This is a genomic window from Actinosynnema sp. NPDC037264 (assembly GCF_055603705.1).
Genome location: NZ_JBVJVK010000038.1, coordinates 19,122 through 44,655, shown reverse-complemented (window position 1 = coordinate 44,655; position 25,534 = coordinate 19,122). Strand labels below are relative to the sequence as shown.

The 25,534-nt window shown below is 74.2% G+C and carries 22 protein-coding genes; all 22 read right to left on the bottom strand.

Annotation, left to right across the window (positions count from 1 at the left end; genetic code table 11):
• Complete coding sequence (locus ACZ7GX_RS31325; RefSeq protein ID WP_498781841.1) at positions 1 to 297, bottom strand: acyl-CoA carboxylase epsilon subunit; 297 nt, start codon at positions 295 to 297, stop codon at positions 1 to 3.
• Positions 294 to 1,865: an acyl-CoA carboxylase subunit beta gene (locus ACZ7GX_RS31320; protein ID WP_498781839.1), complete on the bottom strand. Its 1,572-nt coding sequence runs from the start codon at positions 1,863 to 1,865 to the stop codon at positions 294 to 296. The genes ACZ7GX_RS31325 and ACZ7GX_RS31320 overlap by 4 nt, the downstream gene beginning before the upstream one ends.
• A gap of 14 nt (positions 1,866 to 1,879) precedes the next feature.
• Entirely contained in the window at positions 1,880 to 3,799 is a 1,920-nt protein-coding gene (locus ACZ7GX_RS31315; protein WP_498781837.1) for an SDR family oxidoreductase, read from the bottom strand.
• A gap of 4 nt (positions 3,800 to 3,803) precedes the next feature.
• Entirely contained in the window at positions 3,804 to 4,748 is a 945-nt protein-coding gene (locus ACZ7GX_RS31310) for an aromatase/cyclase (protein ID WP_498781835.1), read from the bottom strand.
• A 25-nt stretch (positions 4,749 to 4,773) separates the two neighbouring features.
• Complete coding sequence (gene fabG / locus ACZ7GX_RS31305; protein ID WP_498781833.1) at positions 4,774 to 5,556, bottom strand: 3-oxoacyl-ACP reductase FabG; 783 nt, start codon at positions 5,554 to 5,556, stop codon at positions 4,774 to 4,776.
• A gap of 16 nt (positions 5,557 to 5,572) precedes the next feature.
• The gene (locus tag ACZ7GX_RS31300; RefSeq protein WP_230568304.1) at positions 5,573 to 5,836 is read right to left on the bottom strand and encodes an acyl carrier protein; all 264 of its coding nucleotides are present in this window, start codon (positions 5,834 to 5,836) and stop codon (positions 5,573 to 5,575) included.
• 20 nt (positions 5,837 to 5,856) lie between these two features.
• Positions 5,857 to 7,071, bottom strand: coding sequence for a ketosynthase chain-length factor (locus tag ACZ7GX_RS31295; RefSeq protein WP_498781831.1), 1,215 nt, complete (start codon positions 7,069 to 7,071; stop codon positions 5,857 to 5,859).
• Complete coding sequence (locus ACZ7GX_RS31290) at positions 7,068 to 8,339, bottom strand: beta-ketoacyl-[acyl-carrier-protein] synthase family protein (protein ID WP_498781829.1); 1,272 nt, start codon at positions 8,337 to 8,339, stop codon at positions 7,068 to 7,070. Before ACZ7GX_RS31290 ends, ACZ7GX_RS31295 begins: the two co-directional genes overlap by 4 nt.
• On the bottom strand, positions 8,336 to 8,662 hold the full coding sequence (locus tag ACZ7GX_RS31285; RefSeq protein ID WP_498781827.1) for a TcmI family type II polyketide cyclase: 327 nt from the start codon (positions 8,660 to 8,662) through the stop codon (positions 8,336 to 8,338). The genes ACZ7GX_RS31290 and ACZ7GX_RS31285 overlap by 4 nt, the downstream gene beginning before the upstream one ends.
• 15 nt (positions 8,663 to 8,677) lie before the next feature.
• Positions 8,678 to 10,129 (bottom strand): FAD-dependent monooxygenase, encoded by a 1,452-nt coding sequence (locus tag ACZ7GX_RS31280; RefSeq protein WP_498781825.1) that lies wholly within the window; start codon positions 10,127 to 10,129, stop codon positions 8,678 to 8,680.
• Between the two features lie 26 nt (positions 10,130 to 10,155).
• A complete protein-coding gene (locus ACZ7GX_RS31275; protein WP_498781823.1) occupies positions 10,156 to 11,895 on the bottom strand; it encodes an acetyl/propionyl/methylcrotonyl-CoA carboxylase subunit alpha in 1,740 nt (579 codons plus the stop codon).
• Positions 11,896 to 11,988: 93 nt separating this feature from the next.
• Positions 11,989 to 12,423, bottom strand: coding sequence for a winged helix DNA-binding protein (locus ACZ7GX_RS31270; protein ID WP_498781821.1), 435 nt, complete (start codon positions 12,421 to 12,423; stop codon positions 11,989 to 11,991).
• A 26-nt stretch (positions 12,424 to 12,449) separates the two neighbouring features.
• Positions 12,450 to 12,944 carry a nuclear transport factor 2 family protein gene (locus tag ACZ7GX_RS31265; protein WP_498781819.1) on the bottom strand — a complete coding sequence of 165 codons (495 nt, stop codon included), beginning with the start codon at positions 12,942 to 12,944 and terminating at the stop codon, positions 12,450 to 12,452.
• A 243-nt stretch (positions 12,945 to 13,187) separates the two neighbouring features.
• Positions 13,188 to 14,369 carry a helix-turn-helix transcriptional regulator gene (locus tag ACZ7GX_RS31260; RefSeq protein WP_498781817.1) on the bottom strand — a complete coding sequence of 394 codons (1,182 nt, stop codon included), beginning with the start codon at positions 14,367 to 14,369 and terminating at the stop codon, positions 13,188 to 13,190.
• A 328-nt stretch (positions 14,370 to 14,697) separates the two neighbouring features.
• Positions 14,698 to 15,819 carry a thiopeptide maturation pyridine synthase gene (locus ACZ7GX_RS31255; protein WP_498781815.1) on the bottom strand — a complete coding sequence of 374 codons (1,122 nt, stop codon included), beginning with the start codon at positions 15,817 to 15,819 and terminating at the stop codon, positions 14,698 to 14,700.
• Entirely contained in the window at positions 15,816 to 16,796 is a 981-nt protein-coding gene (locus tag ACZ7GX_RS31250; protein ID WP_498781813.1) for a thiopeptide-type bacteriocin biosynthesis protein, read from the bottom strand. The genes ACZ7GX_RS31255 and ACZ7GX_RS31250 overlap by 4 nt, the downstream gene beginning before the upstream one ends.
• On the bottom strand, positions 16,789 to 19,284 hold the full coding sequence (locus ACZ7GX_RS31245; RefSeq protein ID WP_498781812.1) for a lantibiotic dehydratase: 2,496 nt from the start codon (positions 19,282 to 19,284) through the stop codon (positions 16,789 to 16,791). Before ACZ7GX_RS31245 ends, ACZ7GX_RS31250 begins: the two co-directional genes overlap by 8 nt.
• Positions 19,285 to 19,380: 96 nt before the next feature.
• Complete coding sequence (locus ACZ7GX_RS31240) at positions 19,381 to 19,572, bottom strand: thiomuracin/GE37468 family thiazolyl RiPP peptide (protein ID WP_498781810.1); 192 nt, start codon at positions 19,570 to 19,572, stop codon at positions 19,381 to 19,383.
• A 221-nt stretch (positions 19,573 to 19,793) separates the two neighbouring features.
• A complete protein-coding gene (locus tag ACZ7GX_RS31235; RefSeq protein ID WP_498781808.1) occupies positions 19,794 to 21,242 on the bottom strand; it encodes a SagB family peptide dehydrogenase in 1,449 nt (482 codons plus the stop codon).
• A gap of 16 nt (positions 21,243 to 21,258) precedes the next feature.
• Complete coding sequence (locus ACZ7GX_RS31230; RefSeq protein ID WP_498781806.1) at positions 21,259 to 23,172, bottom strand: TOMM precursor leader peptide-binding protein; 1,914 nt, start codon at positions 23,170 to 23,172, stop codon at positions 21,259 to 21,261.
• Positions 23,165 to 24,976, bottom strand: coding sequence for a hypothetical protein (locus ACZ7GX_RS31225; protein ID WP_498781804.1), 1,812 nt, complete (start codon positions 24,974 to 24,976; stop codon positions 23,165 to 23,167). Before ACZ7GX_RS31225 ends, ACZ7GX_RS31230 begins: the two co-directional genes overlap by 8 nt.
• Positions 24,940 to 25,383: a hypothetical protein gene (locus ACZ7GX_RS31220; RefSeq protein WP_498781803.1), complete on the bottom strand. Its 444-nt coding sequence runs from the start codon at positions 25,381 to 25,383 to the stop codon at positions 24,940 to 24,942. The genes ACZ7GX_RS31225 and ACZ7GX_RS31220 overlap by 37 nt, the downstream gene beginning before the upstream one ends.
• Positions 25,384 to 25,534 lie beyond the last annotated feature (151 nt).

Below are 25,534 nucleotides of genomic sequence, written 5' to 3'. Positions count from 1 at the left end.
TCAGTTCCGCCAGGTGCGCGCGCCCGCGAAGCCCGCGACGCGCTCAGGCCTGCGCCACCGGGCCGCCCGCCGTGGCACCTCTTCCTCCACGACCGCCGCCGCTGCCGCCCGCAGCCGCAGGACCGCCGCCAACGCCGCCAGCTCCACCGGGTCGGGATCGCCCTTCTCGACGCGCAGCAGAAGTTCGGGCCGCGGGTCTTGGCCACCCACCACCGGATGCGGGTCGCGGTCGCTTGCCACCGCCGACCGCGGGCCCTGGTCGCCCACCGCCGCCAACCGCCGGTCCCGGGCCGTCATTGCGGTGGGTTGCCGTGCTTGCGGCGCGGCAGGTCGGCGTCTTTGGTCTCCAGCATCGCGAACGTGCGGATCAGCACCTCGCGCGTCCGGCGCGGGTCGATCACGTCGTCCACCAGGCCGCGCTCGGCCGCGTAGAACGGGTGCACCAGTTCGCCGCGGTACTGGTCGATCTTCTCCTGCCTGGTGCGCGCGGGATCCGCGGAGGCGGCTATCTCGCGCCGGAACACGACGTCCGCCGCCGCCTCCGCCCCCATCACCGCGATCTCGTTGGTGGGCCAGGCGTACGAGACGTCCGCGCCGATCGACCGCGAGTCCATCACGATGTACGCGCCGCCGTAAGCCTTGCGCAGCACCACGGACACCCGGGGCACGGTCGCGTTGCAGTACGCGTACAGCAGCTTCGCGCCACGCCGGATGATGCCGTCGTGCTCCTGGTCGACCCCCGGCAGGAAGCCGGGCACGTCCACCAACGTGAGCAGCGGGATGTTGAACGAGTCGCAGAACTGGACGAACCGCGCGCCCTTCTCGCTCGCGCGGATGTCCAGCACCCCGGCGAGCGCGGCCGGCTGGCTGGCCACGATCCCGACCAGCTGCCCGTCCAACCGGGCGAACGTGCACACCAGGTTCGGCGCCCACAGCGCGTGCACCTCGAAGTGGTGCCCGTCGTCGACGACCTCCTCGATCACGTCGCGCACGTCGTAGGACCGCGCGCCGTCCACGGGCACCAGGTCGAGCAGCGCGTCGCCGCGCCGGTCCACCGGGTCGTCACCGCGCACCACGGGCGGCAGCTCGCGGTTGTTGGCGGGCAGCATGGACAGCAGCAGCCGGACGTCGGCCAGGCAGCTCTCCTCGTCGTCGTAGACGAAGTGCGCCACCCCGGACGTCCCGCCGTGCACCTCCGCGCCGCCCAACCCCTCCATCGTGATCTCTTCGCCGGTCACGGTGCGGACCACGTCCGGCCCGGTGATGAACATCTGCGAGACACCGCGCACCATGAAGGCGAAGTCGGTCAACGCGGGCGAGTACGCGGCGCCTCCGGCGCACGGCCCGAGCATCACGCTGATCTGCGGGATCACGCCGGACGCGCGCACGTTGCGCTGGAAGATCCCGCCGTAGCCGGCGAGCGCGGACACGCCCTCCTGGATGCGCGCCCCCGCGCCGTCGTTCAACGACACCAGCGGCGCACCCGCCGCGATGGCCAGGTCCATCACCTTGTGGATCTTCTGCGCGTGCGCCTCGCCCAGCGCGCCGCCGAACGCGCGGAAGTCGTGCGCGTACACGAACACCCGCCGGCCGTCGACGCTCCCCCAGCCGGCCACCACGCCGTCTCCGTGCGGGCGCTTGGCCTCCAGGCCGAACCCGGTGGCGCGGTGCCTGCGCAGCGGCTCCACCTCGGTGAAGCTGCCCTTGTCCAGCAACAGCTCGATGCGCTCGTGCGCGGTCAGCTTGCCCTTCGCGTGCTGCCGCTCGGTGGCACGCGGGTCCTCGCCGGCCCTGGTCAGCTCCTTCAACGCGGCCAACTCGTCGATCCGGGCGACGTGGGTCTCCGGTTCGCGGACTGTCGTCATGCTTCCCCCCGATCTCAACCCAGCAGGGTGCCGCCGCTGGTGTCGATGAACGCGCCGGTGATCCAGCGCGCGTCCTCGGTCGCCAGGAACGCCACCACGTTCGCGACGTCGTCGGCCTTCGCGACCTGCTTGAACGCCGACAGCTGCGACATCGCCTCGACGGCCTCCGGGATGTCGAACACGGGGCTGCCGTTGTCGGTGATGCCCGGCGCGACGGAGTTCACCGTGATGCCGCGCGGCGCGAGGTGGCGCGCCATGTGCAGCGACAGCTGCTCGATCGCGCCCTTGCTCATCGAGTACGCCACCTGCTCGGGGTTGGCGACCCTGGTGACGCCGGACGAGATGTTGATGATCCGCCCGCCGTCGGCCAGCGACTCCGACGCGCGCTGCACGATGAAGAACGGCGCCTTGGCGTTGACCGCCATCAGCCGGTCGAAGTCCTCCGGCGTCACGTCCTCGGGCGCGAGGCCCGCCGCGGTCTGCGCCGCCGCGTTGTTCACCACGATGTCCAACGTGGTGGCGCCGGTGCGCTCGCGCAGCCCCCGCTCCAGGCCGAGGAACAGCTCGTGCACGTCGCCGGGCACGCCCAGCTCCGCCCGCACGGCGAACGCCCGGCCGCCGTCCTTCTCGATGAGCGCCACGGTCTCGGCCGCGGCCTCGTCGTTGCTCGCGTAGTGGACGGCGACCAGCGCGCCCTCCTCGGCCAGCCGCCGCGCGGTGGCCCGGCCGATGCCCCGGCTGGCGCCCGTGACCAGCGCGGTCTTGCCTTCGAGCTTGCCCATGGTGGTCCTCTCCTGAGGTGTGTGCTGTGGTGCGGGCGCCGTGCCGAGGCCGCTGACCATCCCGGCGAGGTGCGCCTGCACGGCGTCGAAGCGCATGAGCTCGCCGAAGACCTCGCGCAGCGGCTCCACCTCCGGCCCGCCGAGCAGCAGCAGCGCCTGCGCCTGGATGTTGGTCAGCGTCCGGGCGCCCGCGGCGTGCCGGACGGCGTCGTAGTGCTCCAGCTGGCCGTCGTCGTCGCCCGCGAGCCGCGCCGACAGCCGTTGCCCGAGTTCGGCGGCGTCCTGGAGGCCGAGGTTGAGCGCCTGGCCACCCACCGGCATCTGCCGGTGGGCCGCGTCGCCCGCGAGCAGCACCCGGCCCCGGCGGTAGGTCGCGGCCTGCCGGCTGGTGTTGCCGAACGCGTTGAGCCACGTGGGCCGCCCGCCGCCGATGTCCTCGCCGGTGACCTCCGCCCACGCCCGGACGACCTCGGCGAACGCGGGCGGACCCGACCGCGCCGCGGGCGTGGAGCCGAACACGTGCACCATGACGCGGGTGCTGCCGTCGGGCCAGCGGTGGGCGGTGGCCAGGCCGTTCGGGTGCCGCTCGAACCGCCGGTCCGGGAGGTCGACGCCCTCGACGTCGGCCCGCAGCATCTCCAGCGTGGCGTCCCGGCCGGGGAAGTCGAACCCGGCGAGGACGCGCACGGTGCTCTCCTCGCCGTCGCAGCCGACCAGGTACGCGGCGGTGATCCGGTCGGCACCGGCCACCGCGACGACGTGGTCCTCCCGCTCGACGAGGTCGGTCAGCTCCCGGCCGCGCAGCACCCGCGCGCCCAGTCGGACCGCCCGCTCACCCAGCACCCGCTCCAGCCCGGCCTGCGGGCACTTCCACTGCCCGGCGAAGCGGTGACCCGGGTCGGCCGCCGTGAGGTCGAGCCGGAGTCCGCCGAAGTGGCCGGGTCCGCCCGGCGGCAGCCCGCCGAGCGCCTCCAGCACGCCCCGCTCGGCCAGCACGTCCACGGTGCGGGCGTGCAGGGTCGAGGCTCGGGACTCGGTGGTGGGCTCGGTCAGCCGCTCCAGCACGGTGACCCGCGCGCCGCTCGCGCACAGGTCGCCCGCGAGCAGCAGGCCGACCGGGCCCGCCCCGACCACGACGACGTCGGTGTCCATCGCCTCAGCGCCGCTGTTCCGCGTAGGCCTTGGCGTGGCCGAGCGTCGCCCGGCTGTTGTTGCCCAGCGCGTCGCGGAGGAACGTCCTCGCCTCGGCCACGCCCGCGTCCGGTCCGAGGACCTTGGCGATGGTGTCCGGGTTGATGATCACGGTGTGCTGGGACGACGCGGTGGTGACGCCGTGCTCGTCCTCCTCGAACGTCCAGTAGCCGGTGTGCAGGGTCATCAGCGCGGGCAGGGTGGTCTGCTTGTAGGCGATCTTGTGGTGCGGGAAGCAGACCCGGACCGACTCGGTGGTGTGCGCGGAGCCGTCCTTGGTGAGCGTCTCCATCCGCAGCACCTGCAAGCCGGGCGTGTCCTCGGTCAACGTCACCGACGCCACGTGCGGCAGGCGCTCGGTCCACCGGCCCGCGTCGTTGACGAAGTCGTACACGTCCTTGGCCGCGCCGTCGATCGTGACCGAGTCCACGAAGGACATCGTCAGCTCCGCGGTCCTGGTGGCCAGCTCGACGTTGGCCTTCAACGACGGCAGCTCGGCCTTGCTGTTGCGGTCGACCGCCTGGTCGATCCACTCCAGCCCTTCCGGGTCGTCGTCGATCGCGCGGTAGGTGTGCAGCAGCCGCAGCCGCGTCTGCTCGCCCTGCGGCTCGATGACCCAGGTGCCGCTCATCTCCGCGACCGGCGGCGACGACACCTCCTGGGCGAAGGTGATGCGCAGGTTGTCCGGGTCGAGCTCGCGGCGCGAGGTCCAGTTCTTCGGCTCGCCGTTGGCCGTGGCCCAGATCCGGATGCGCTCGCGGTTGCCCTCGCGCTCCACGCAGTCCACGTACACCGACGGCGGGAACAGCCGCGGCCAGTTCTCCACCTCGGCGAGCATGCGGTAGACGTCCGCGGGCGGCGCCTGCACGGTGATCTCGTGCTCGACCTCGCGGACCGGGAAGCCGGTCATGGGTGTCCTCCTCGGTCGGTGCTGCTCAGAAGTTGCCCAGGCCGCCGCAGACGTTGAGCGCCTGCGCGGTGATCGAGGCGGCCGTGTCGGAGGCCAGGTAGCCGACGAGGCCCGCCACCTCCTCGGGCGTGGAGTACCGACCGAGCGGGATCTTGGCGGTGAACTTCTCCATGATCGCCTCTTCGGTGGTGCTGTACGCCGCCGCGTAGCCCTGCCGGACCCGGTGCGCCATCGGGGTTTCCACGTACCCGGGGCACACCGCGTTGACCGTGATGCCGGTCGGCGCGAGCTCGTTGCCCAGGGCTTTGGTGAACCCGACGACGCCGTGCTTGGACGCCGAGTACGGCGCGCCGAGCACCACGCCCTGCTTGCCCGCGGTGGAGGCGATGTTGATGATCCGGCCGCGGTCCTTGCCGCGCATGCCACCGGTGTTGAGCACCTCGCGGGTGACCAGGAAGACGCTGGTGAGGTTGGTGGCGATGACGTCGAGCCACAGGTCGTCCTCGATGTCGGCGGTCACGCCGCCGCCGCTGCGGCCCGCGTTGTTCACCAGCACGTCGATCGGGCCGTAGCGGTCGACGGCGGCCCGCACGACGTGGCGGATGTCGTCCTTCTCGCGCACGTCGCCGGTCGTGCCGTCCACGTCGAGGCCCTCGTCCTGGAGGTCCTTGACGGTGCGCAGCAGCGCTTCCTCGCCGCGGGCGCACAGGAAGACCCGGTGGCCCTGCTCGGCGAGCAGCCGCGCGGTCGCCAGGCCGATGCCGCTCGTCGCGCCGGTGACCAGCGCGACCTTTCCGTTGTCCGTCATGGGTTTTCCTTCGTGCTCAGACCGCTTGGGCGGCGAGGTGGGAGTTGACGAGGTCGACCAGGGCGGCGGGCGTGCGCGCGTCGGCCAGGGCGTCCTCGTCGAGGGAGATGCCGTACTCGCGCTCGATGCGACCGCCGGTCTCCAGCAGCGCCAGCGACTCGTAGCCCAGCTCCTCGAAGTCGCTCTCGGCGATGTCGCCGTCGAGGTCGACGGCCTCGTCCGTGCCGGCGCCCTCGCGGAGGATGCGCTTGAGGTCGTCGATGGTGAACTTCACGGACATGGTGGTTCCTCTCGGCAGTCTCAGGTCGGTTCGGGCGCGCGGACGACGACCGCGGAGTTGAACCCGCCGTGCCCGCGCGCGATCACCAGCGCGGCCTTCAGGTCCGCGCGGCGCGGCGCGCCGGTCACCAGGTCCAGCTCGTAGCGCTCGGACGGGCGGGTGTTGACCGTCGGCGGGATCACGCCGTCGCGCAGGGAGAGCAGCGCGGCGGCCAGGTCCAGCGGCGCGGCGCCGGAGTACAGCCGACCCGTCCCGGTCTTCGGCGCGGTCACGGGCACGCCGCGCGGGCCGAAGACCTTCGTGACGGCCTCCGCCTCGGCCCGGTCCAGCTCGGGCACGGCCGCGGCGTCGGCGAACACCACGCCGATCTCGTCGGCCACGGCGCCCGCGTCGGCCAGCGCGCGTTGGATCGCCTTCTGCAACGTCGGCGCGCGGTCGCTGCCCGGCGGCGGGTCCATGGTGGACGCGTGGCCGGCGATCTCGCCGTAGACGTGCGCGCCGCGGGCGGTGGCGTGCTGCTGGTCCTCCAGCACCAGCAGCGCGCCGCCCTCGCCCGGCACGTGCCCGGCGGCGTCCTCGTCGAACGGCAGGTAGGCGCGCCGCGGGTCGTCGTGCTCGCTGAGCCGGCCGCTGGTGAGCTGCGCGACCCAGCCCCACGGGCAGATCGACGCGTCGACCGCGCCCGCCAGCACCACCGACGTGCCGTTGCGGATCTGGCGGCGGGCCTGCGCGACCGCGTCCAGGCCGCCCGCCTGGTCGCTCACCACCACGCTGCTCGGGCCGCGCAGCCCGTTGCGGATGGAGATCTGGCCGCTGTTCACCGCGTAGAACCAGGCGAACGACTGGTAGGCGCTGACGTACTGGCCGCCCTTGCTCCACAGCGCCCGCAGCTCGTTCTGGCCGAACTCGAAGCCGCCGGAGTGGCTGGCGGTGATCACGCCGATGTCGTAGTCGGCCAGTTCGGACGGCACGAGCCGCGCGTCGGCGAACGCCCAGTCGGCCGCCACCAGCGCGAGCCTGGTCATCCGGTCGGTCTGCGGCAGCAGCCTGCCCGGCAGGTGCTCCTCGGCGACGAAGTCGCTGATCTCGCCCGCGAGCCGGGCGGGGTAGCTCGACGGGTCGAACCGGGAGATCCGGTCCAGCGCGCCGGCGCCGGCCAGGGTGTTGGCCCAGTAGGCGTCCACCCCGAGCCCGGTCGGCGCGGCCACGCCGAGGCCCGTGACGACGACGCTCACGACCGCACCCGCCCCAGGTCGGTGAGCACCACGGCGCTCTGGAAGCCGCCGAAGCCACTGCCCACGGACAGCACCGCGTCGGTCCTCCAGTCCCGGGCCACCAGCGGCACGTAGTCCAGGTCGCACTCCGGGTCCGGGTCGTGCAGGTTCGCCGTCGGCGGCACCACGTCGTGCTGCATGGCCAGCACCGAGGCGGCGACCTCGATCGAGCCGATCGCGCCCAGCGAGTGGCCGACCATGGACTTGATCGAGCTGACCGGCACCCGGTAGGCGTGCTCGCCCAGGCTCCGCTTGAACGCCGCCGTCTCGTGCCGGTCGTTCTGCCTGGTGCCCGAACCGTGGGCGTTGACGTAGTCGATGTCCTCCGGGTTGAGCCGCGCCTGCGCCAGCGCGACCCGGATCGCCTCGGCCATCTCCCGGCCGTCCGGCTTCAGGCCCGTCATGTGGAAGGCGTTGGACCGGGTCGCGTACCCGGCGACCTCGGCGTACACCTTCGCCCCGCGGGCGAGGGCGCTCTCCAGCTCCTCCAGCACGAACACCGCCGCGCCCTCGCCGAGGACGAACCCGTTGCGGCTCGCGTCGAACGGCCGCGAGGCGTGCTCGGGGTCGTCGTTGCGCGGCGTGGTGGCCTTGATGGCGTCGAAGCAGGCCACGGTGATCGGCGAGATCGGCGCGTCGGTGGCGCCCGCGACCATCACGTCCGCCGAACCCTCGCGGATCACGTCGGTGGCGTAGCCGATCGCGTCCAGGCCCGACGTGCAGCCGGTCGAGACGACCGTGCTCGGACCCTCCGCGCCGACCGCCCAGGCGACCTCCGTCGCGAACGAGCTGGGCGCGAGGTAGTTGTACAGGTGCGGCACGGCGTAGCGGTGGTCGACCAGCTCCAGCCGACCGCCGTCGCTGACCGTCCGGTACTCCTGGTCCAGCCCCATCGTCGCGCCGACCGCGCTGCCGATGGTCACGCCGACCCGGCCGGGGTCGACCGAGGAGAACTCCAGCCCGCTGTCCTCCACGGCCTGGCGGGCGGTGACGACGGCGAACTGCGCGGCCCGGTCCATGCGCCGGACCTCCTGCGGCCCGAGGCCGTGCAGCTCGGCGTCGAAGTCGACCTCGGCCGCCACCTGGGAGCGGAACGGCGACGGGTCGAAGAACGAGATGCGGCGGGTGGCGGTGCGGCCCGCGGTGAGCAGGTCCCAGAAGTTCTTCACGCCCGGTGTGCCGGGGGCGGTGACGCCGACCCCGGTGATCACCACTCGACGGTTGGTCACGGTGTGCTCCAGTGGTAGAACCGGCTCGCCATCGCGTCCGCGGGCGAGCGCCACGTCTTCGGGTCGTAGGCCTCGATGAACGGCTTCAGGTCGTCGCTGATCCGGACGAAGCGCGGGTCGCCCTTGGCTTCCTCGATGCGCTCGCCGCCGTGGTCGTCGTCGAAGTCCTGGAGGTGGAAGTACAGGCCGCGGTAGTGGAAGAGCTGGCGCCGGCGGGTGCCCATGCGGCCCGGCATGTCGCTCTCGTCGAACTCCCGGAACAGCGCGGCGACGTCGCCCGCGGATCCCGGGTCCATCCGGGCCACGATCAAGGTGCTGTGCATCGGTCCTCCTCCTGGTCAGCCGGCCGGTCCGAACCAGCGGTCCAAGGCCGTCGGCAGGTCGTGGTGACTGCCCGGCGCGGCCCAGGCCACGTGGCCGTCGGGCCGGACGAGGACCGCCGTGGTCCCGCCGGGGAGGTCGTCGGCCGCGGTCGCGGTGACGACGTCGATCCGGTCGGCCCAGGGAGCCGCCCGTCGGCGCAGGACGGCGTTGTCCGCGAGGTCGAGCAGGACGCCCCGGCCCCGGCGCAGCAGCTCCGCGCCGCTCGTCCGGTGGTGGCCGCGGGCCAGGTCGAGGTGGGGCAACCGCAGGCCCAGCAACGGGTTCTCGCCGCCGCCGACGTCGTAGCGGATGTCCAGGCCGCTCACCCGGGCCGCGAGGTGGCGTTGCACCTCCGGGTAGCGCAGCAGCTCGGCGAACACCTCCCGCAGCGGCGCGACCTCCGCGCCGCCGAGGATGAACGTGCTCTGCGCACGGGTGTTCACCAGCAGTTGGCGGCCGACCTCGTGCCGCTCGGCGTGGTAGGTGTCCAGCAGGGACGGCGGCGCCGTGCCGTTGACGACGGCGGCCAGCTTCCAGCCCAGGTTCACCGCGTCCTGGACGCCGGTGTTCATGCCCTGGCCGCCGGCCGGCAGGTGCACGTGGGCGGCGTCGCCCGCGAGCAGCACGCGGCCGCGGCGATACTCGGTGACCTGGCGGGCCGCGTCGCCGAACGCGCTCACCCAGACCGGCTCGGCCTGCGATATGTCGGTGTCGGTGAGCCGCTTCCAGACCTCCGCGACCTCGGCGAACGCCGGCGGTCCGGTGCGGCGGCGCGGCGGGGTGCCGCGCTCGCCCACGATGACCCTCGTGGTCCCGTCGGGCAGGCGCGCGGTCATCACCATGCCGCCGGGCACCTGCTCGCCGATCATCCGCGGCTCGATGTCGATGCCGCGCAGGTCGGCCATCAGCAGCTCGGTGGTGGCGTCCGTGCCGGGGAAGTCGAACCCGGCCAGCTTGCGCACCGTGCTGCGACCGCCGTCGCACCCGACGAGGTAGCGGGCGCGCACCGTCTCCGAGGTGCCGCGGACGTGCGCGGTGACGCCGTCGGCGTCCTCCTCGAACCCGACGAACTCCGTGCCGCGCCGGACGTCCGCGCCCAGTTGGCGCACCCAGCCCTCCAGCACGGCCTCGGTGCGGTGCTGCGGCACGGTCTTCGCCGACTCGCGCGCCGCGCCGAGCACGCCGAGGTCCAGCGGTATGCCGCCGAAGTGCCCGAACGTGCCCGTCTCGATCCCGCCGAACCGCGGCAGCAGGCCGCGCTGGTCGAACACCTCCATCGTGCGGATGGTGAACCCGATGCCCCGCGACTCGCCGGTGCGCTCGGGCAGCCGTTCGAGCACGACCACGTCGACGCCCGCCAACCGCAGCTCGCCGGCCAGCATGAGACCCGCGGGTCCCGCGCCCACGACAACGACCGATGCGTACACAGTCCCCTCCTCGGGGGTGGAAGGCTTCATTCGGAGAGCCGGCAGACGACCGCGCCGGCGGCGATCGCGTCGCCCGGCTTCGCGGTGAGGCCGCGCACGACGCCCGCCCGGTGGGCGAGCAGCGGTTGCTCCATCTTCATCGCCTCGACGACCAGGACCAGGTCGCCCGCGGCGACCCGCCCGCCCTCCTCGACGGCGACCTTCACGGCGGTGCCCTGCATGGGCGACACCAGTTCGTCGCCCGTCGCGGCGGCCTTGCGCGCCGCCGCCCGCGGTTTGCGCACCGCCGTGGCGACGGGTCCGCGCGCGGCGGGCGCCGGCGACGGCAACGACACCTCCAGCCGACGGCCGCCCACCTCGACCACCACCGTCTCGCGCGGTGCGGCGGCCGGTTCCTCGTGCGGCTCGCCGTCGTAGGGCGGCACGCGGTTGTCGAACTCGGTCTCGATCCACCGGGTGTGCACCGCGAACGGCTCGCCCGCGAACGCCGGGTCGTCCACCACCGCGCGGTGGAACGGCAGCGTGGTCGGCACGCCGTCGACCTGGAACTCGGCCAGCGCGCGGGCCGCCCGGCGCAGCGCCTGCCCGCGCGTCGCGCCGGTGACGACCAGCTTGGCCAGCAGCGAGTCCCACGCGGGCCGCACGACCGTGCCGCTCTCCACGCCGGAGTCCAGCCGCACGCCCGGCCCCGAGGGCGGCGCGAACCGCGTCACCGTGCCCGGCGCGGGCAGGAAGCCCCGACCGGGGTCCTCGCTGTTGAGCCGGAACTCCAGCGAGTGCCCGCGCGGCACGGGGTCCACGTCGTCCAGCCGCTCGCCGCGGGCGACCCGGAACATCTCCCGCACCAGGTCGACGCCCGTGACCTCCTCCGTCACCGGGTGCTCGACCTGGAGCCTCGTGTTGACCTCCAGGAACGAGATCGTCCCGTCGCGGGCGACCAGGAACTCGCACGTGCCCGCGCCGACGTACCCGACGTGCGCCAGGATCGCCTTGGACGCCCGGTACAGCTCGGCGTTCTGCTCCGGGGTGAGGAACGGCGCGGGCGCTTCCTCGACCAGCTTCTGGTGGCGGCGCTGCAACGAGCAGTCCCGGGTGGAGACGACCACGACGGTGCCGTGCCGGTCGGCCAGGCACTGCGTCTCCACGTGCCGCGGCCGGTCCAGGTAGCGCTCCACGAAGCACTCACCGCGCCCGAACGCGGTGGTGGCCTCGCGCACCGCCGACTCGAACAGCTCGGGGATCTCCTCCCTGGTCCGGGCCACCTTCAGGCCGCGGCCGCCACCGCCGAACGCCGCCTTGATCGCGATCGGCAGCCCGTGCTCGTCGGCGAACGCGACCGCCTCCTCGTGCCCGTCGACCGGCGCGGGCGTGCCCGCCACCAGCGGCGCGCCCACCTCGCGGGCGATGCGCCGGGCCTGCACCTTGTCGCCGAGCGCGCGGATCGCGTCGGGCGAGGGCCCGATCCAGGTCAACCCGGCGTCCAGGACGGCCTGCGCGAACCCGGCGTTCTCGGACAGGAAGCCGTAGCCGGGGTGCACGGCGTCCGCGCCGGACTCCCGTGCGGCGGCGAGCACCTTGTCGATGTCGAGGTAGCTCGTCGCCGGGGTGTCGCCGCCCAGCGCGAACGCCTCGTCGGCCAGGCGCACGTGCGGCGCGTCCCGGTCGGGCTCGGCGTACACCGCCACGCATTCCAGTCCTTCGTCGCGGCACGCGCGGGCGACGCGCACCGCGATCTCGCCGCGATTGGCGATCAGCACTTTTCGCACGGTAGGACCCCCATCCCCGTTTTCCCACACGACCGTGCTCCGGGCAGGTTCGACCGCCCCGGAAACAATTCCGGGGAAAATCGACCTGAACGGTCAGAGCGAGCCGTTGTCCCGCATGTTCTCGGCGATCCGCCGCAGCACGTCGTTGGCCGCGAGGAACTCCTCCTGCGTGATGCCGCGCAACTGCTCGTCGGCGTGCGCGTTGACCAGCACCTCGGCCCTCGCGTGCGCTGCGGCGCCCGCCTCGGTCAGGGTGATCGCGTCGCCGTCCAACTCGGCCCAGCCGCGCGCGACGAAATCCTCGACGACCGGCCGGTAGGACTGTTCGCGGTCCGCCACGAGGAACGGCGCGAACGCCTCGTCGATCGCCGGCACGGTGCCGACCCCGATGGTGATGGCGTGCAGCACCTGCCACTGCCGCCGGTCGATCCCCACGTCCCGCAACGCGGTCGTGGTCGCGGCGTCGAACGCCTGGTGCAGCAGGAGCAGCCAGTAGCCGATGCGCTTGGTGGTGTTCTGCTGGAGCATGGACCCTCCCCCTCGGGCGACTGCGGTCAGCGGCCGTGGCCGCGGTCGTGCGGGATCACCCAGTACGGCGTGAGGGTGATCCGGTCGAACAGCCAGCGGCCGTCCACCAGGGCGTACGAGTCGGTGAACTTGCCCGCTACCAGGTACGCCTCGCGGTCGAAGACGACCTTCTCCTCGAAGAAGCACACGCCGCTCGCCCGGTCGCCCCGGACCTCCACGTCGTGCCCGTGCACGAACTGCTTGACCAGCACCCCGGACGCGACCGGGTTGTCCGCGTCGATCCGGGCGGGCAGTCCCGCGAAGTACTCCGCGATGGCGGCGCGGCCGTCGGCCCGACCGACCTCGCCGTAGTCGAGGTGCGCGTCCTCGGTGAACAGCTCGCCGACGCTCCCCCACGCGCCGTCGTTGATCAACCGGGGCAGGCGGTTGCGCAGCTCGTGCAGCGCCCGCGCCTGCTCCAACTCGTCGACGCGCGCGGCGAGCGCTTTCACCTGCGCCGCCAGATCGGCTTCTTCGGCCATGGCTCGCGTTAACCCTTCGTCACATTCGCGATGAGTTGCGCCGGTCCCGATCCACGACTTATCGGAATTGTCGGTGTGGGACACGCTCATTCACACGGGATCGATGCTGGCACGGCCGCTTCGACGCCGACAAGGGTTGCGCCCGGATACTACGGTCGACCCGCAAACTCGCGACCGACAATTTGTGACCCACGTCACCGCCCCGCGTCGCCTAATGGGACGCGGGGCGGACGGGGTAGTGCCTCAGGCGTAGTGCTCCAGTGCCGCGCGCAGCTCGTCGCGGCCGGTCACGCCGAGTTTTTCGTAGGTGTTGGAAAGGTGGAACTCGACCGTGCGCAGCGCCAGGAACAGTTTCGTCGCGATCTCTTTGTTCGAGTATCCTGCGACCACCAGTTCGGCGATGCGCGCCTGCTGCCGGGTCAACGCCGGCCTGCGCGGCGGAGCGGCGACGGCGGCCAGCGCGCGCTCGGCCAGCTGCGCCCGTTGCGGGTTGCCGGTCTGCCGGGCCAGCCGGTACGCGCACTGCAACCGCTGCCGGGCGCCCACCACGTCGCCGCGCGCGGCCAGCCGGATGCCGAGCTCGTAGTGCGACCGCGCCAGCTCCGGCCAAGCCTGCGCCAGCTCCAGCAGCTGCCCGGCCTCGCTGAGGCGCTCGACCTCCTGGCCGTCGGCGTCCACGACGGCCAGGGCGCACAACGCGCGCCCGACCGTGCGGGACTCGCCCCACAGCACGGCGGCCTCGTACTCCTGCCGCGCCAGGGCGACGGCGAGCTGGTCCCGCCCGGCCGAGAACGCCGCCAGCGCCGCCTCGCTGCGCCACGGCGTCACCGCCGGGTTGGCCACGCCGCGCGCGATCAGCTCCCGCCCGCAGCCCAGGTACTGGGCCACCGCCAGACCGGGCCGCCCGTCCGCCATCGCCATCGCGCCGCGTGCGGCGAGCAGCACCGGGCGGCACGCGACGCCGGCGTCCAGCGCCTCGTCCAGCCGGTGCTCCCGGGCCAGCGCGCGGGCGCCTGCCGCGTCGCCGCACTCGGCCAGCAGCTCCACCGCCCAGCCGGCGGCGACCAGTCGGGTCTCGAGCTGCGTGTCGGCCGACATCAGCCGGCCGAGCAGCGCGTGCGCGCGCTCCACGTCGCCGAACAGCCGGGCGATGCGCGCCTGGAGCAGCGCCACCACGCCGGAGACCTCCGGCCGGTCGGCGTTGAGCAGGCTGTGCGCGTCGGCGGTGACCAGTTCACCGCCGTAGATCAACGTCGACAGCGCCCGTGCGACGCAGACCTCGCGGCTGCGACAGGCCTCGTCCTCCAACGCCTCTTCGGCGCACCGGATCGCGCCGACCCAGTCACGCCCGACCACCAGCAGGCGCAGCGCGCGATCGGCCGCGCACGGCGACCCCGTGGCCGCGTCGACGTGCTCGACGGGCACGACCTCTCCTCGCCCCAACGGCAGGAACGCCTCGAACAGCGGAGCGTCCCTGCTCTGCCGAGACCACGACCGATCTGCCGAATGCCCCATCCCGGCCCCCTCGTGAACGTCCCCACAGCGCCGCCCTCACCCTGACGGCCCACCCACCGAAACCGGTCACGCTCGGTCAGAACACCTGTAACCCACGGTAGAACCATCCGATTCCAATATCCAGCGGGACAGGCCCCGGGGCACGCCCGTGATCACACCGGTCCTGTGAACACGAGCACCCTTCGCCTGCCGAACGGAGGCACGCGGCGCGGCGGCCGGAGGACGGCGGCGGGCTCCGTCAGGCCGTCGGGTTCGGGTGGAACTCCACGTAGGTCCGGATGGTGTCCACGGCGGAGATGCCGTAGATCTCCTCCACCGCGTTCGCCGCCGCGTGGCAGGTGCGGAAGCGCTGGAACGGGGTCAGGCCGAGCCGGTTGATCTGGAGGTACGTGCAGTTGAGCAGGAACCGGTAGCGGAGGAAGTCCGGGTTGCGGAACACGGCCTCGCGGTAGGCCCGGTTGCCGAACATCAGCGCGTGCATCGGGGCCCGCGGCCGGGCGGCGGGCGGTTCGGCCGGTATCGGCGGGAAGACCAGGTCCTGCGCGATCAGCGGCTCGACGCGCCGGCCGTAGTCGTGGCACCGGGCGGCCCACCGGCGGGCGTACGGGGTGCGGTTCGCACCGCCCTCCAGGGTGGCGAGCACGGCCCGCGTGCGGGCGACCAGGGTCTCGCGGTGCGCCTCGTAGTGCGCGTCGAACGCCGCGCGGACGGCGTCCGGGTCGGCGCACGAGTGCAGGAACCCCTCGGCGTGGGAGCGGTAGGACGCGAACCCCGCCGTGACGGGCGGGCACGCGGTCACCGTGGTGGCCAGCATCAGCTCCAGCGCGATCAGCTCCTTGGCGTCGGCGCCGGCGCGGACCTGGTCGAGCATCCGGAACAGCAGGTTCGTGTTCTCGGAGGCGAAGGAGGCCATCAGCTCGCCGGTCTCCGCGCTGCGGATCACGTGCGGCCTGGTGTCGTAGGGCTGCTCGTGGATGGAGTTGTCGGGGAACCACGGCACCAGCGGCCCGTGCTCCTTCTCGCGCCGGGCCAGGAGCCGGTGCTGGGCCAGGTCGTGCGCCAGGTCGGGCTCGGTCGTGGACGGGTGCGCGGCCAGGTACTCGCCGACCACGGCCTCGATGCGCGGCCGGACCACGCGCGCCCACGTGTCCGGGTCGGTCTTGGCGAACAGGCGCAGGTGCGGGCCCTGGCGCCAGTGCCGGGCGAGGTAGAGGCCGGCCACGCGGGAGCGCAGGTGCTGGAAGACAGGGCGGACCGCGTCGAGGATGAGCCGGTCCTTGTCCGGGTCGTAGTAGTAGACGTGCAGGCTGTGCCACGTGGTGCGGGTGTCCGGGCGGGAGGGTTCGGCGTCGACGGTCACAGCGGTGCCACCTCGTCGTGGTGATCGGGGAGTTCGGACAGCGTTCGGGCGGTGAGGGAGGCCAGTCGCGCCTCCGTGGCCGCCGAGAGGCCGAGGCGGTTGCACAGCAGGTGCGCGCAGCGCAGGACCACGTACGGGACCACCGGGTCGTCGGGTCGCAGCGCCCGCGCCAGGCCGGCGAACGGCGACAGCGCGTCCACTGGCGCGAAGTCGCCCCGCGCCCGCAGCCCGGTCAGGGTCGCGTGCAGGACCCGGATCGACCGCCACCACGCCCCGAGGACGTCGGTGCGCGCGAGGTCGGCGGGGTCGGAGGACGCGTGCTCCCACAGCCGCCGGGTCTGGTCGCGCAGGTCGTCACGGCGGTCCGCGTGGTGGCGCGGTGACGGCAGCCGGGTCCGCACCGCGGCGAAGCGGGAGGCGGCCCTTTCCAGGTCGGGTTCGCACACCGCGAGGGCGAGCGTGAGCATGGCCAGCGCCGCGCCCGCCCGCCGCTCGGGAGGTGCGGCCAGGAGGTGGACGGCGATGCGGCTGGAGTCGGCGAAGTGCCGTTCGACGGCGCGCAGCGCCCGGCCCTCGCCGTACGCGTGGTGCTCGGGCTCGTAGGCGATGAACTCCACGGTGTCGACCGCCCGCAGCCGCCGGTCCCACTTGGCCAGGCGCTCGCCCTCGGCGCGGCGGCGGGCGACGGCCTCGTAGTCGCCCTGGGACCAGCCGTCCGGGGGCGACGGGTGGTCGGCCAGGTGCCGTGCGCACGACCGCACCACCGCCGACCGGATGCCGGCCGCCGGGGCCCTGGCGAGCAGGCGCAGGCGCACGTGCGGTCCGCCCTCCCAGTAGCGGAGGAAGAACCAGCCGGCGACCTGCCCGGCCCGGGTCAGCTCCTCGCACACCGGGGCCATCGCCCCGGTGACGAGGAGGTCCTGGTCGCCGCGGTGGAAGACGTGCGCGGCGACCCAGTGGCGGACCGGTTCAGCCATGCCGGTCCGTCGCGGAGAGCTCGAAGACGTACTCGGTGACGCGGCGCCCGTGCCCGCCGTGCCGCGGTGCGTCCGCCGGGTCGGGCAGCGCTTCCTCGAAGATCACGTCGGTGTCGGCGCCGCGCGGCAGGGAGGGCAGCAGGAACCAGCTCGCGAAGTCGACGTAGACCGGTTTGCGCGACGCGTCGCGACGGCCGGTCGTGCGGACGAAGCACCGGCGCGGCAGGCCGTGCGCGCCGCGCCAGCGGGCCAGCTCCAGCAGGAAGTCCGCGTCCGACCGGCCCTTCGCCCGGACGGGCACGTGCGCGGCGGGCACCCGCCACCCGGCGCGGACCGCCACGACCCGCCCGACCGCCAGCCGCGGCCTGCGCCGGACGCCGTCGACCGGGGCGCGCCAGCCGACGTCGTCCCAGGCCGGGTTGGGCGCGAACGCCGTCTGCGGCTCGCCGAACACCGCCACCAGGAACCGCAACGCCGGCGGCAGCGCGCGTTCCACGAGCATGCCCAGGGCGAGCGGGCGCACCTCGCGGCCACCGTCGTCGCACAGCAGCAGCCGGCCGCTCGTCGGGTCCTGCCGGACCCACAGGTCGGTCAGCGGACGTCCGCCCGGCTCGCCGCCGGGGTAGTCGATGACGTGCGGCACCGCCGCCGCGCGTTGGTTGAGCTGCGAGCCGAAGGCGGCCCGGCACTCGGCCAGGGCCACGTCCGGGCCGGGCACGGGCGCGCGGGCGGGCGTGACGACGCCGGCGGCGGTGAGCAGGTGCTCGACCCGGGTGATGCCCCAGCCGTAGCCGGTGCGCACGGTGTTGAGCACGAACCCCGGTCCGTCCGGGCCCGGCAGCTCCTGGCCGTAGCAGCACACCGAGCGCGGCGCGCGGACGTGCGCGGGCCAGGACGCGGCGAGCTTCGCGAGCACCTGCGGGTCGACCGACACGGTCTCCCGGACGCCGTCGTCGTCGCCGTACAGGCCCGCGGCGACGGCCCGCCACGACACGGGGGTGGTCCGCGGGCCGGGATCGGCTCGGTACGTCCGGTACAGCCGCAGGAACGGCACCCTGGCCCGCGCGCCGAACGTGGCGCGGAAGAACTCGGCGAGCGCGAGCTTGACGGGCAGCGAGCGGTCCATCACGCCGAGGAAGCCGCGGATGGCCTCCAGGTCCTCGAGCACCGGCCGCCACCGCTCGCGCGAGCAGACGACCACCGGTCGGGGCAGCACCGCGTTCTCCAGCAGCACGGGCCGGTCCGGCGACCACGGCGGCCGGCCGAGGGCGGTCAGCAGCGCGTCGAGCAGGTCGCCGACGAGGCGCGAGCGCTCGACGCGGCGCGCCGCCGCGGTCGACGTGCCGTAGCCGGCCACCGCCGCGCGCAGGTCCCGCAGTCGCCCCGGCCACGGTGATCCGGCGGCGTGGGCCTCGACCCAGCGCGCGAGGTGGTCCAACGGGTCGGCGGACTGGTCCGGGAACGGCCGCCGCGCCTCCAGCAGGCCCAAGGACACCAGTCGGTCCACGTAGTCGCGCACCCGGTCGTCACGCACCCGGTCGTCGGGCGCCGGGGCCAGGTGGCGGCCGAGCGACCCGATGGTGGGTGCCGGTGTGGTGCGGACGAAGTCGAGGACGTCGCGCACGGCGTCCGCCACGGAGACGACCGGCTCGTCGGGGCCGGCGCCGAGGAACCACCACCGGTCGCCTTCCCGTTCGACCGAGGGGTTGACCCGCAGGCCCACGTGGTCGCGCAGCTCCGGGCGCCCGGCCAGGGCGGACCACAGCGCCAGCACCGCCGCCCGGTCCAGCTCCACGACGCCGCGCCACCCGAGGTCGCCCGAGGTCGCCACCGCCGGGCCGGCACTCCCCCACCCGCCCAGCCCGCTCACCGTGAACGACGCGTACGGGCTCGGCTTGGCCGCCGCGCGGGCCAGGTACTTCGCCAGGCTCGCCACCGCGCGGGGACGCGGCCCCACCCCGTCGTCGAGCCACCGGGACGCCTCCCGCGTGAGGTCCGGGCTGCCCAGCACGAGGGCGAACCGGAACGCGTCCCGCCCGGCCGCCACCCGCACCGCCTCCCGTGCCGCGGCCTGGTCGGCGGCGAGCGCCGCCGGCACCCCCGCGGTCAGGTCACCGGCCCGCACCAGCGCGTCGGCCCAGTGCTCCACCCGTGCCCGGATGCCCTCGGGCAACGACCGCCGCACCGACCACACCCGTCCGGCCGGCCGCTTGCCCTGGAACACCGCCCGCCGCAACGCGACCAAGAGCGGCCGGTCCTCGTCCGCGCAACGCCCGATCACCGGGTGCAGCAGGTCGGACAACGCCGCGCCCTCGTCCCTCAGCCACCGTTGGAGCGCAACGACTTCCTCCGCCGCCGCCCACGCCCGCCCGCACCGCAGCGCTTCGAGGTCGGCCACGGGCGCGCCACCGACCCGCACGCCGAACACACCGCCCACCTCGAACCCGGCCGGGCCCGGCCCGGGATCGGTGACTGCTTCGTGCGGCAAGGGTTCCTCCAGACCTCGCACCGACGCGGGGGTGCGGCAACCTCAGGGCTCCCGCACCCCGCACCGCCGACCAGCGCACGTGGATCGGTCTTCCGGTCAGGCGATGGCCGAACAACTGCCGCAGTCCTCGCAGTCGTCGCAGTCCTCGCAGTCCGAGAACCGGCTGGACGCGCCGAGTTCGGTGAGGCCATGGCCCTCGGTCAGCTCTTCGGGAGCAGCCGCCGGCACGACACCGATCGTCTCGACCAGCAGGTCGTCGAAGTTCAGCACAGGCTTGGAGACAGTCATGGGATCACTTCCAGAATAGGGATCTTCGTTGTGCCCGAACGGTTCCCGGGCACCTCGTCCAGTGCAGCACGACCGATCCGGCATCCCGCCCCAAACCACTCGTGCGGGTTGCGCGGGCCTAGCTCGCGGCCCGCACGCCTCGTGGTCGTCGCCGTCACGCCACGGCGGTCCTCCGTCACCCGGCCGTGACCCGCTCGAACCGCTTGGTGCGCCACGGGTAGTCAGCCGAGCGGTCCGGTCACCGTGACGCCGGGTCGGGGCGTCCCCAAAAGCAGGAAGGACAACGCGTGCAGCGGACCGGTCAGGCCGAGGACGGCGTCGGTGGACGCGTTGGTGCCGTCGGAGTGGATGCGGGCGGTGAGACCGCACGCCGTCGCGGCGAGGGTGGCGCGGTGCACGACCAGTCCCGCCTCGGCCTGCTGCAACCGGTACCAGCGGTCGCCGAACGTGGCGCTGCCCGTCGTCTGGTCGCCCACCGGCACCACGACCGCCGCCGCTTCCGACAACGCCAGGCGGGTGTTCGGTTGCAGGCGGCCGGACAGGACGTCCCCCGTGCCGCCCGCGGCGACCAGGGCGCCGGTCGACCGGTCGTACCGGTAGCCGCCGGGAGGGATGCCCGCGACCCGTTGGACGATCACGTAGGGCGCCACCGTGACCGGCTCTTCGTGGCTGCCGGGCAGGTCGCCCGGATAACCGGCGGCGGCGTGCGCCAGGACGGTCGCCAACGCCTCCGCGGTGATGTGCCGCGGCAGGAACCCGGCTTCCGGTGACGCCCGCAGCGGCAGCGCGTCGGCGACGCGCACCGCACGTGCCGCGGGCAGGCGCACGACCGCACCGGGCGACGCCTGCCGCGGCACGGGCAGCACACCGGGGTGCGGCGCGGCCGACGCCGCGTGCAGCGCGGTCAGGCAGGGCAGCCGGTCGACCACGCTGGGCGGTGGGTGTTCCTCGACGGCGGCGGGCAGTCGTGGCGGGTCGCCCGGCGGCACCGCGTTGCCGGACGTGCACGTGAGCGCGGCCAGCACGCCCTCCCGCGTCGGGTCGAGGCCGAGCAGCCACTGGCAGGCCGCGTCGTCGAACCGCAGGTGCACCGCCGTGTCGAGGTCGAGCCGCTCGCCGAGCGCCAGTGCCTGCGCGCTGAGCACGCCGACTTCCTGGCACTGCAGGCGATACGCGAACTCCTTGTACTTGAAGCCGTTGCGCCAGAACACCGCGGCGAGCACCACGACCACGTCTGGCACACCGGCCGAGTGACGGGTCAGCGACGCGTGCAGCAGCGGCCGGTGGTCCCCCGGCCGGATCAGGTCGAGGGCGTGGTGCGCGGCGTCGTAGTGGTAGAGCCCGGCGGGTTCGCCGAGCGCGACGTAGGCCTCGATCGGGTACAGCGCGCCACCCGACGGCGCGGGCCGCTTGAGCCGCACGCGGCGGTGGGACCACTCGGCGCGGGTCACGCCGAGCAGGCCGCGCAGCAGGTCGCCGTGCGGTGAGGGCTCCCGCGCGGGCAGCACGACGCGGCCCGCGTACCGGTAGCGCTTGTACGTCGGCGGCGCGGCCGTCCAGTCGACCGGCTCACGCCCGCGCTCGGCGAGGGCGCGCAGGTAGCGGCGGGTCGCCTCGCCCGGCACGACGGCGGGCTGCGAACCCGGTGCGATCACTCGGGAACCGGACACGGCTCCTCCCGGCACGTCAGGGGAACGGGTGGGGGTGCGGGTTGACCTCCTCGGCCGCCAGGTCCGTCGAGCGGTGGCCGAGCAGTCGGGGCACGGTGGACAGGCGCGGCAGGCCGTGCGTGCGGCGGTACCGGTGGCCGAAGGTCATCGGCAGCGTCCCCGGCACGACGACCTTGGCGCACGCGAAGCCGCCCGCCCGCTGTTCCGACGTGGTCGTGTCGACCGCGACGACGTCCAGCCCGGTGTCCAGGTAGCGCCGGACCAGCTCGGCCAGGTCGTCGCCCAGGTCGTGGTGGCGCGGCCACGCGGTCCGCGCGGCCAGGTCGGCCGGCGGCACGGCCGAGCGGTCGTCGAGGAAGCCCCACCGGCCGGCGGTGTCGCGGTGCCCGTAGAGCAGGGCGTGGTCGCGCATCTCGCGGACCTCGTCGGGGTCGGCGACCATCTTCGCCGCGCCGTCGGCGTCGAAGCGCCCCAGGCGGGTGCCGATGCCCGCGGCTGCGTCGGTGAGGGCCGCGTGCAACGCGCGTTCCGGATCCGGGTGCGCCGCCGCGCTGCACCCGTGCAACGGCACCTCGGGCCGGTCCCGCGCGTCGACGGCCAGCACCAGCACCGCGGGCACCCGCTGCTCCAGCGTGATCGAGTAGGCCGACACGTCGTAGCCCCGGCGGCGGCGCACGAACTCGGCGAGCACCGGGATGCGCCGGTCGCGCGCCGCGTCGAGGTCGAGCCGGGGCGCGGGAAGCCTGGCGTACCAGGTCATCAGGAACGCGTCGCGCTCGGCGATCTCCAGCAGGCCGTGGAAGACGGCCTCCTCAAGGCACCCGCCGAGCGCGCAGCCGTTGGAGCACTCGTAGACCAGGCGGGTGTCCTGCTCGGCGGTCCGGCTGCCGTAGTAGGCGTAGCTCTCCGGCACGAGCACCGGTTCGGCGCGCCGGAAGGAGTAGCCCCAGACCCAGGCCAGCGGTCGGGCCGGGTCGAAGCGGGCGAACGGGAAACCGGGCCGGTCGTACCAGTCGTCGGGGTACAGGCCCAGCTCGCGCGGGTCGATCGCCCGGTCCGCGACCTCGGCGTAGGGCGCGTGGACCGACGTGCGGCGACCGAGCGGGCGCAGGCTGCCGTATCGCTCCAACGCCTCGGTGACGGCGGTGAGGCGCGCGGTGCGGAAGTCGCCGCTGCGGCCGTAGCCGTGCCGCTCCCCGCCGCCCGGGCGGGGCGGGCCGAGCCGGGCCGTCGCGGTCGGGATGCCGTACGGCGAACCGGCGGCGAGCGAGCCGATCAGCCCCGTCTCGCTGTCCACATAGGACTTGACGAGCTCGTCCCACCGACCCGTCAGCGCTCGCGTGCGGAACGTCCCGGTGTCCGCTTCGGGCAGTGGCCGGCGGTGGATCCAGGCGGCCGACCGGGTGTCGTCGGGCAGGTCGGCGCAGTCGGGGCACAGCGGGTCCGGCAGGACCGCGTGCCGGGTGAACAGGCAGGTGAGCAGGGAGAACCTCAGCAGCGCGCCCCGCGTGCGCGCTTGCCCGTCGGCACGGTCGAGGTGGCGCAGCTCGTCGGCCACCACCTCGGCGACGGCGTGCGCGGACACCGCCGTGACCAGTGGGGACCGCGCGTCCACCGGGTCGTCGCCGAACTCGGCGCGCAACGCGGCCCGGCCGAGCCGGTCGGCGCGGTTGCCGTCACGCCGGCGCTCGGCGCAGGTGGGGCAGCCGGGCGCGGGCGGCACGGCCGCGGGCCCGATCAGCACGACCGGACCGTCCACCCGGACCGGGAGCCGGCGGCCGGCGACGGGCGCGCCCTCGATCACGCGGTCGCCCAGCGCTTCGGCCAACGCCGCGCGCAGTCGGCCCGGGGCGGACGACACGGACACCACGACCTGGTCGCGCTCCGGCCGCGACGCGACGACCGGGTCGTCCAGCAGCAGGTCAGTCACCGTCGACCACCACCCGGACCAGGCACGGCGCCAGGCCGCGCACGTCGTCGTCCACCCGCAGCGGCACCGCGACCGGTGGGCGTCCGGCGCGGCGCAACGCGGCGGCCAGGGTGCGGCAGCGCGGGTCGTCGGCGGGCGTGGACCGGTCGCCCTCGGCCGTCCACCTCGTGGTCGCCGCGTCCTCGGGCAGGCCGCACTGCCAGTGCAGCACCGCGCGTTCCAGCCCGTCGCGCAGCGCCTCGGCGACCGTGGTCGCGCACGTGGTGACCGAGGCGCCGGCCACCGCCACGGTGAAGGCGGGCACGCCGAGCGCACAGCCGAGGTCGGTCGCCTCCACGTCCACGGCCGCGGCGCGCAGGAACCGCAGCAGCTCGGCCGCCCGCTCGTCGCCCGTCTCCCGGACCACGGCGGCGAGGTCGCACCGCTCCCCCTCGCGTTCGGCGAGCAGCAGCTCGCAGTGCGCCCGGAGCCCGGCCGCGACCGCGTCACCCCACGTCCGACCCGCGGCGACGCCGACCGGCGCCCGGTACGGGACGTGGGGCTCGATCGGCGCGACCAGGCACGGTGCGCCGGTGAGCAGGTCGAGCCGCTCGCCGCCGCGCGCGTCGACCAGGCTGCCGTAGGTCGCCAAGCCCGCCAGCGCGGCACGCCACCGGGCCTCGTCCCGGTCGGCGCCCCACCCCGTCACCTCGGACGCCCCGACCCAGCCGGGCAACACCGACTCGGGGTCGGAGGCCGACGCGCGGCAGACCGCCAGCGGCACCTGCGGCAGGTCGTCCTCGTCCAGCCGGCCGAGCACGCCGACCCGTTCGTCGACCAACCTCCGGAGCCGCTCGGTGAACCCGTCCGGCTCGATCTCGGCGTCGAGCCGGACCTGCCCGGTCACCGCGTACGGGAGTGGCCGGCACGTGCGGGCGCTCAGGTCCCGCAGGTCGATCCGGGTCAACTCCGGTTCGACCGCGGCGGCCGAGCCCGTCAGGTGCCGGAAGGAGGCGAACGCCAGGTGCGCCGCGACCGCGCCCGGAGCCGGTCCCGTCAGCAGGCCCTCGTCGGTTCCCTCGCCGCGCCACGCGCCCAACCGCCGCCAGCACGACTCCGCCGCGACCACGTCCGGCGCGCCGACCGCGGTCACCCACGCCTCGTCGCCGCCCACCAGCACCTGCCCGATCGCCACGCCCGACCGGGCACTGGCGCGTGCGGCGGCGAGCAGGTCGTCGCGGCGGGCGGACACGCACAGCAGGAGGTCGGTGTCGTCCGGCAGCCCCCGTCCCCCTTCGACGGTCACGTCCTGCTTGCCGTCGCGGACCGCACCGCGTGCCAGCGCGCGCAGGCTCTCCGCGTCGTCGCCGGTCCGCACCGCCACCCGCCGCCACCCCGAGCGCAGCCCCGCTCCCAGCAGCGCCGCCAGCACCGGTCCGCCGCCGAGGAGGGTGACGCGCGCGGAGCGCAACCGCTCGAACCGGTGCTCGGCGGAGTCGGTCGCGTAGCGGATGAAGGCGATCTCCGACTCGTAGACCCGCTGCTCCTCGTCGGTGAGCGCGTGCGGCGCGTCGTCCGCCGCGTCGACCAGCAACCGCTGCTCGTGCAGCGACCGGACGAGGTGCTCCACCACGTGCCGCTGCTCGCTCGCCAGCGGCGCCACCAGGTCTTCGAGGACGTGCTCGCCGGTGAGGAACGGCGCGAGCCGGTCGAGCCACTCGTAGCCGGCGCTGCCGGTCAACGTGCACGCCCCGGCGAAGCCGCTCACGTACACCCCGTCCGGGCTCTTCACGTACCGCACGTCGGGACGTAGTCGTGGGCGCATCTTCCGGACCTCCGCGCGGTGGCTGCTCGGCTTCCGACGCTAATCGAGGGCACCCCGCCCGGACGGGTGTCGAAGCGTGACGGGCCGCCACGGTTGAGTGGTGACGAGGAGTCACCACGTGACGACCGCTCTACGTCCACTTCGGACAAACGCACGCCGGCGGCGACGTTCACCCGTCGACCGTCGCGCAGCACCAAGGCGAGGCGGTCGTCGACCACGACCGAGTCGACCGCTGACCACGGCACAAGGGACCTGGCGAACCAGTTGACGACGACGAGTCCGCCGGCCCGCAGCTCGACCCCGGGGTGGACGGTCGCGAGCACGCCGGGCCACATAATGCCGACGTCGATGACCACGTCGGCACGTCGCCGGATGACCGCGGTCGTGGCACCGAAGTCGTGCTTCATACCGCCTTCCCGCCGGTCCCGGTCAGCGGGTCACCTCTCGTCACATGCTCGTGGCGCACGGTGCGCCCGGCTCGAGGAGCGTTGCCGGAAGACCTCCGCACCGCGCTCATCGTAGGAGGTCCGCAGGTCCGCGGACCGGCCGACGAGGCGA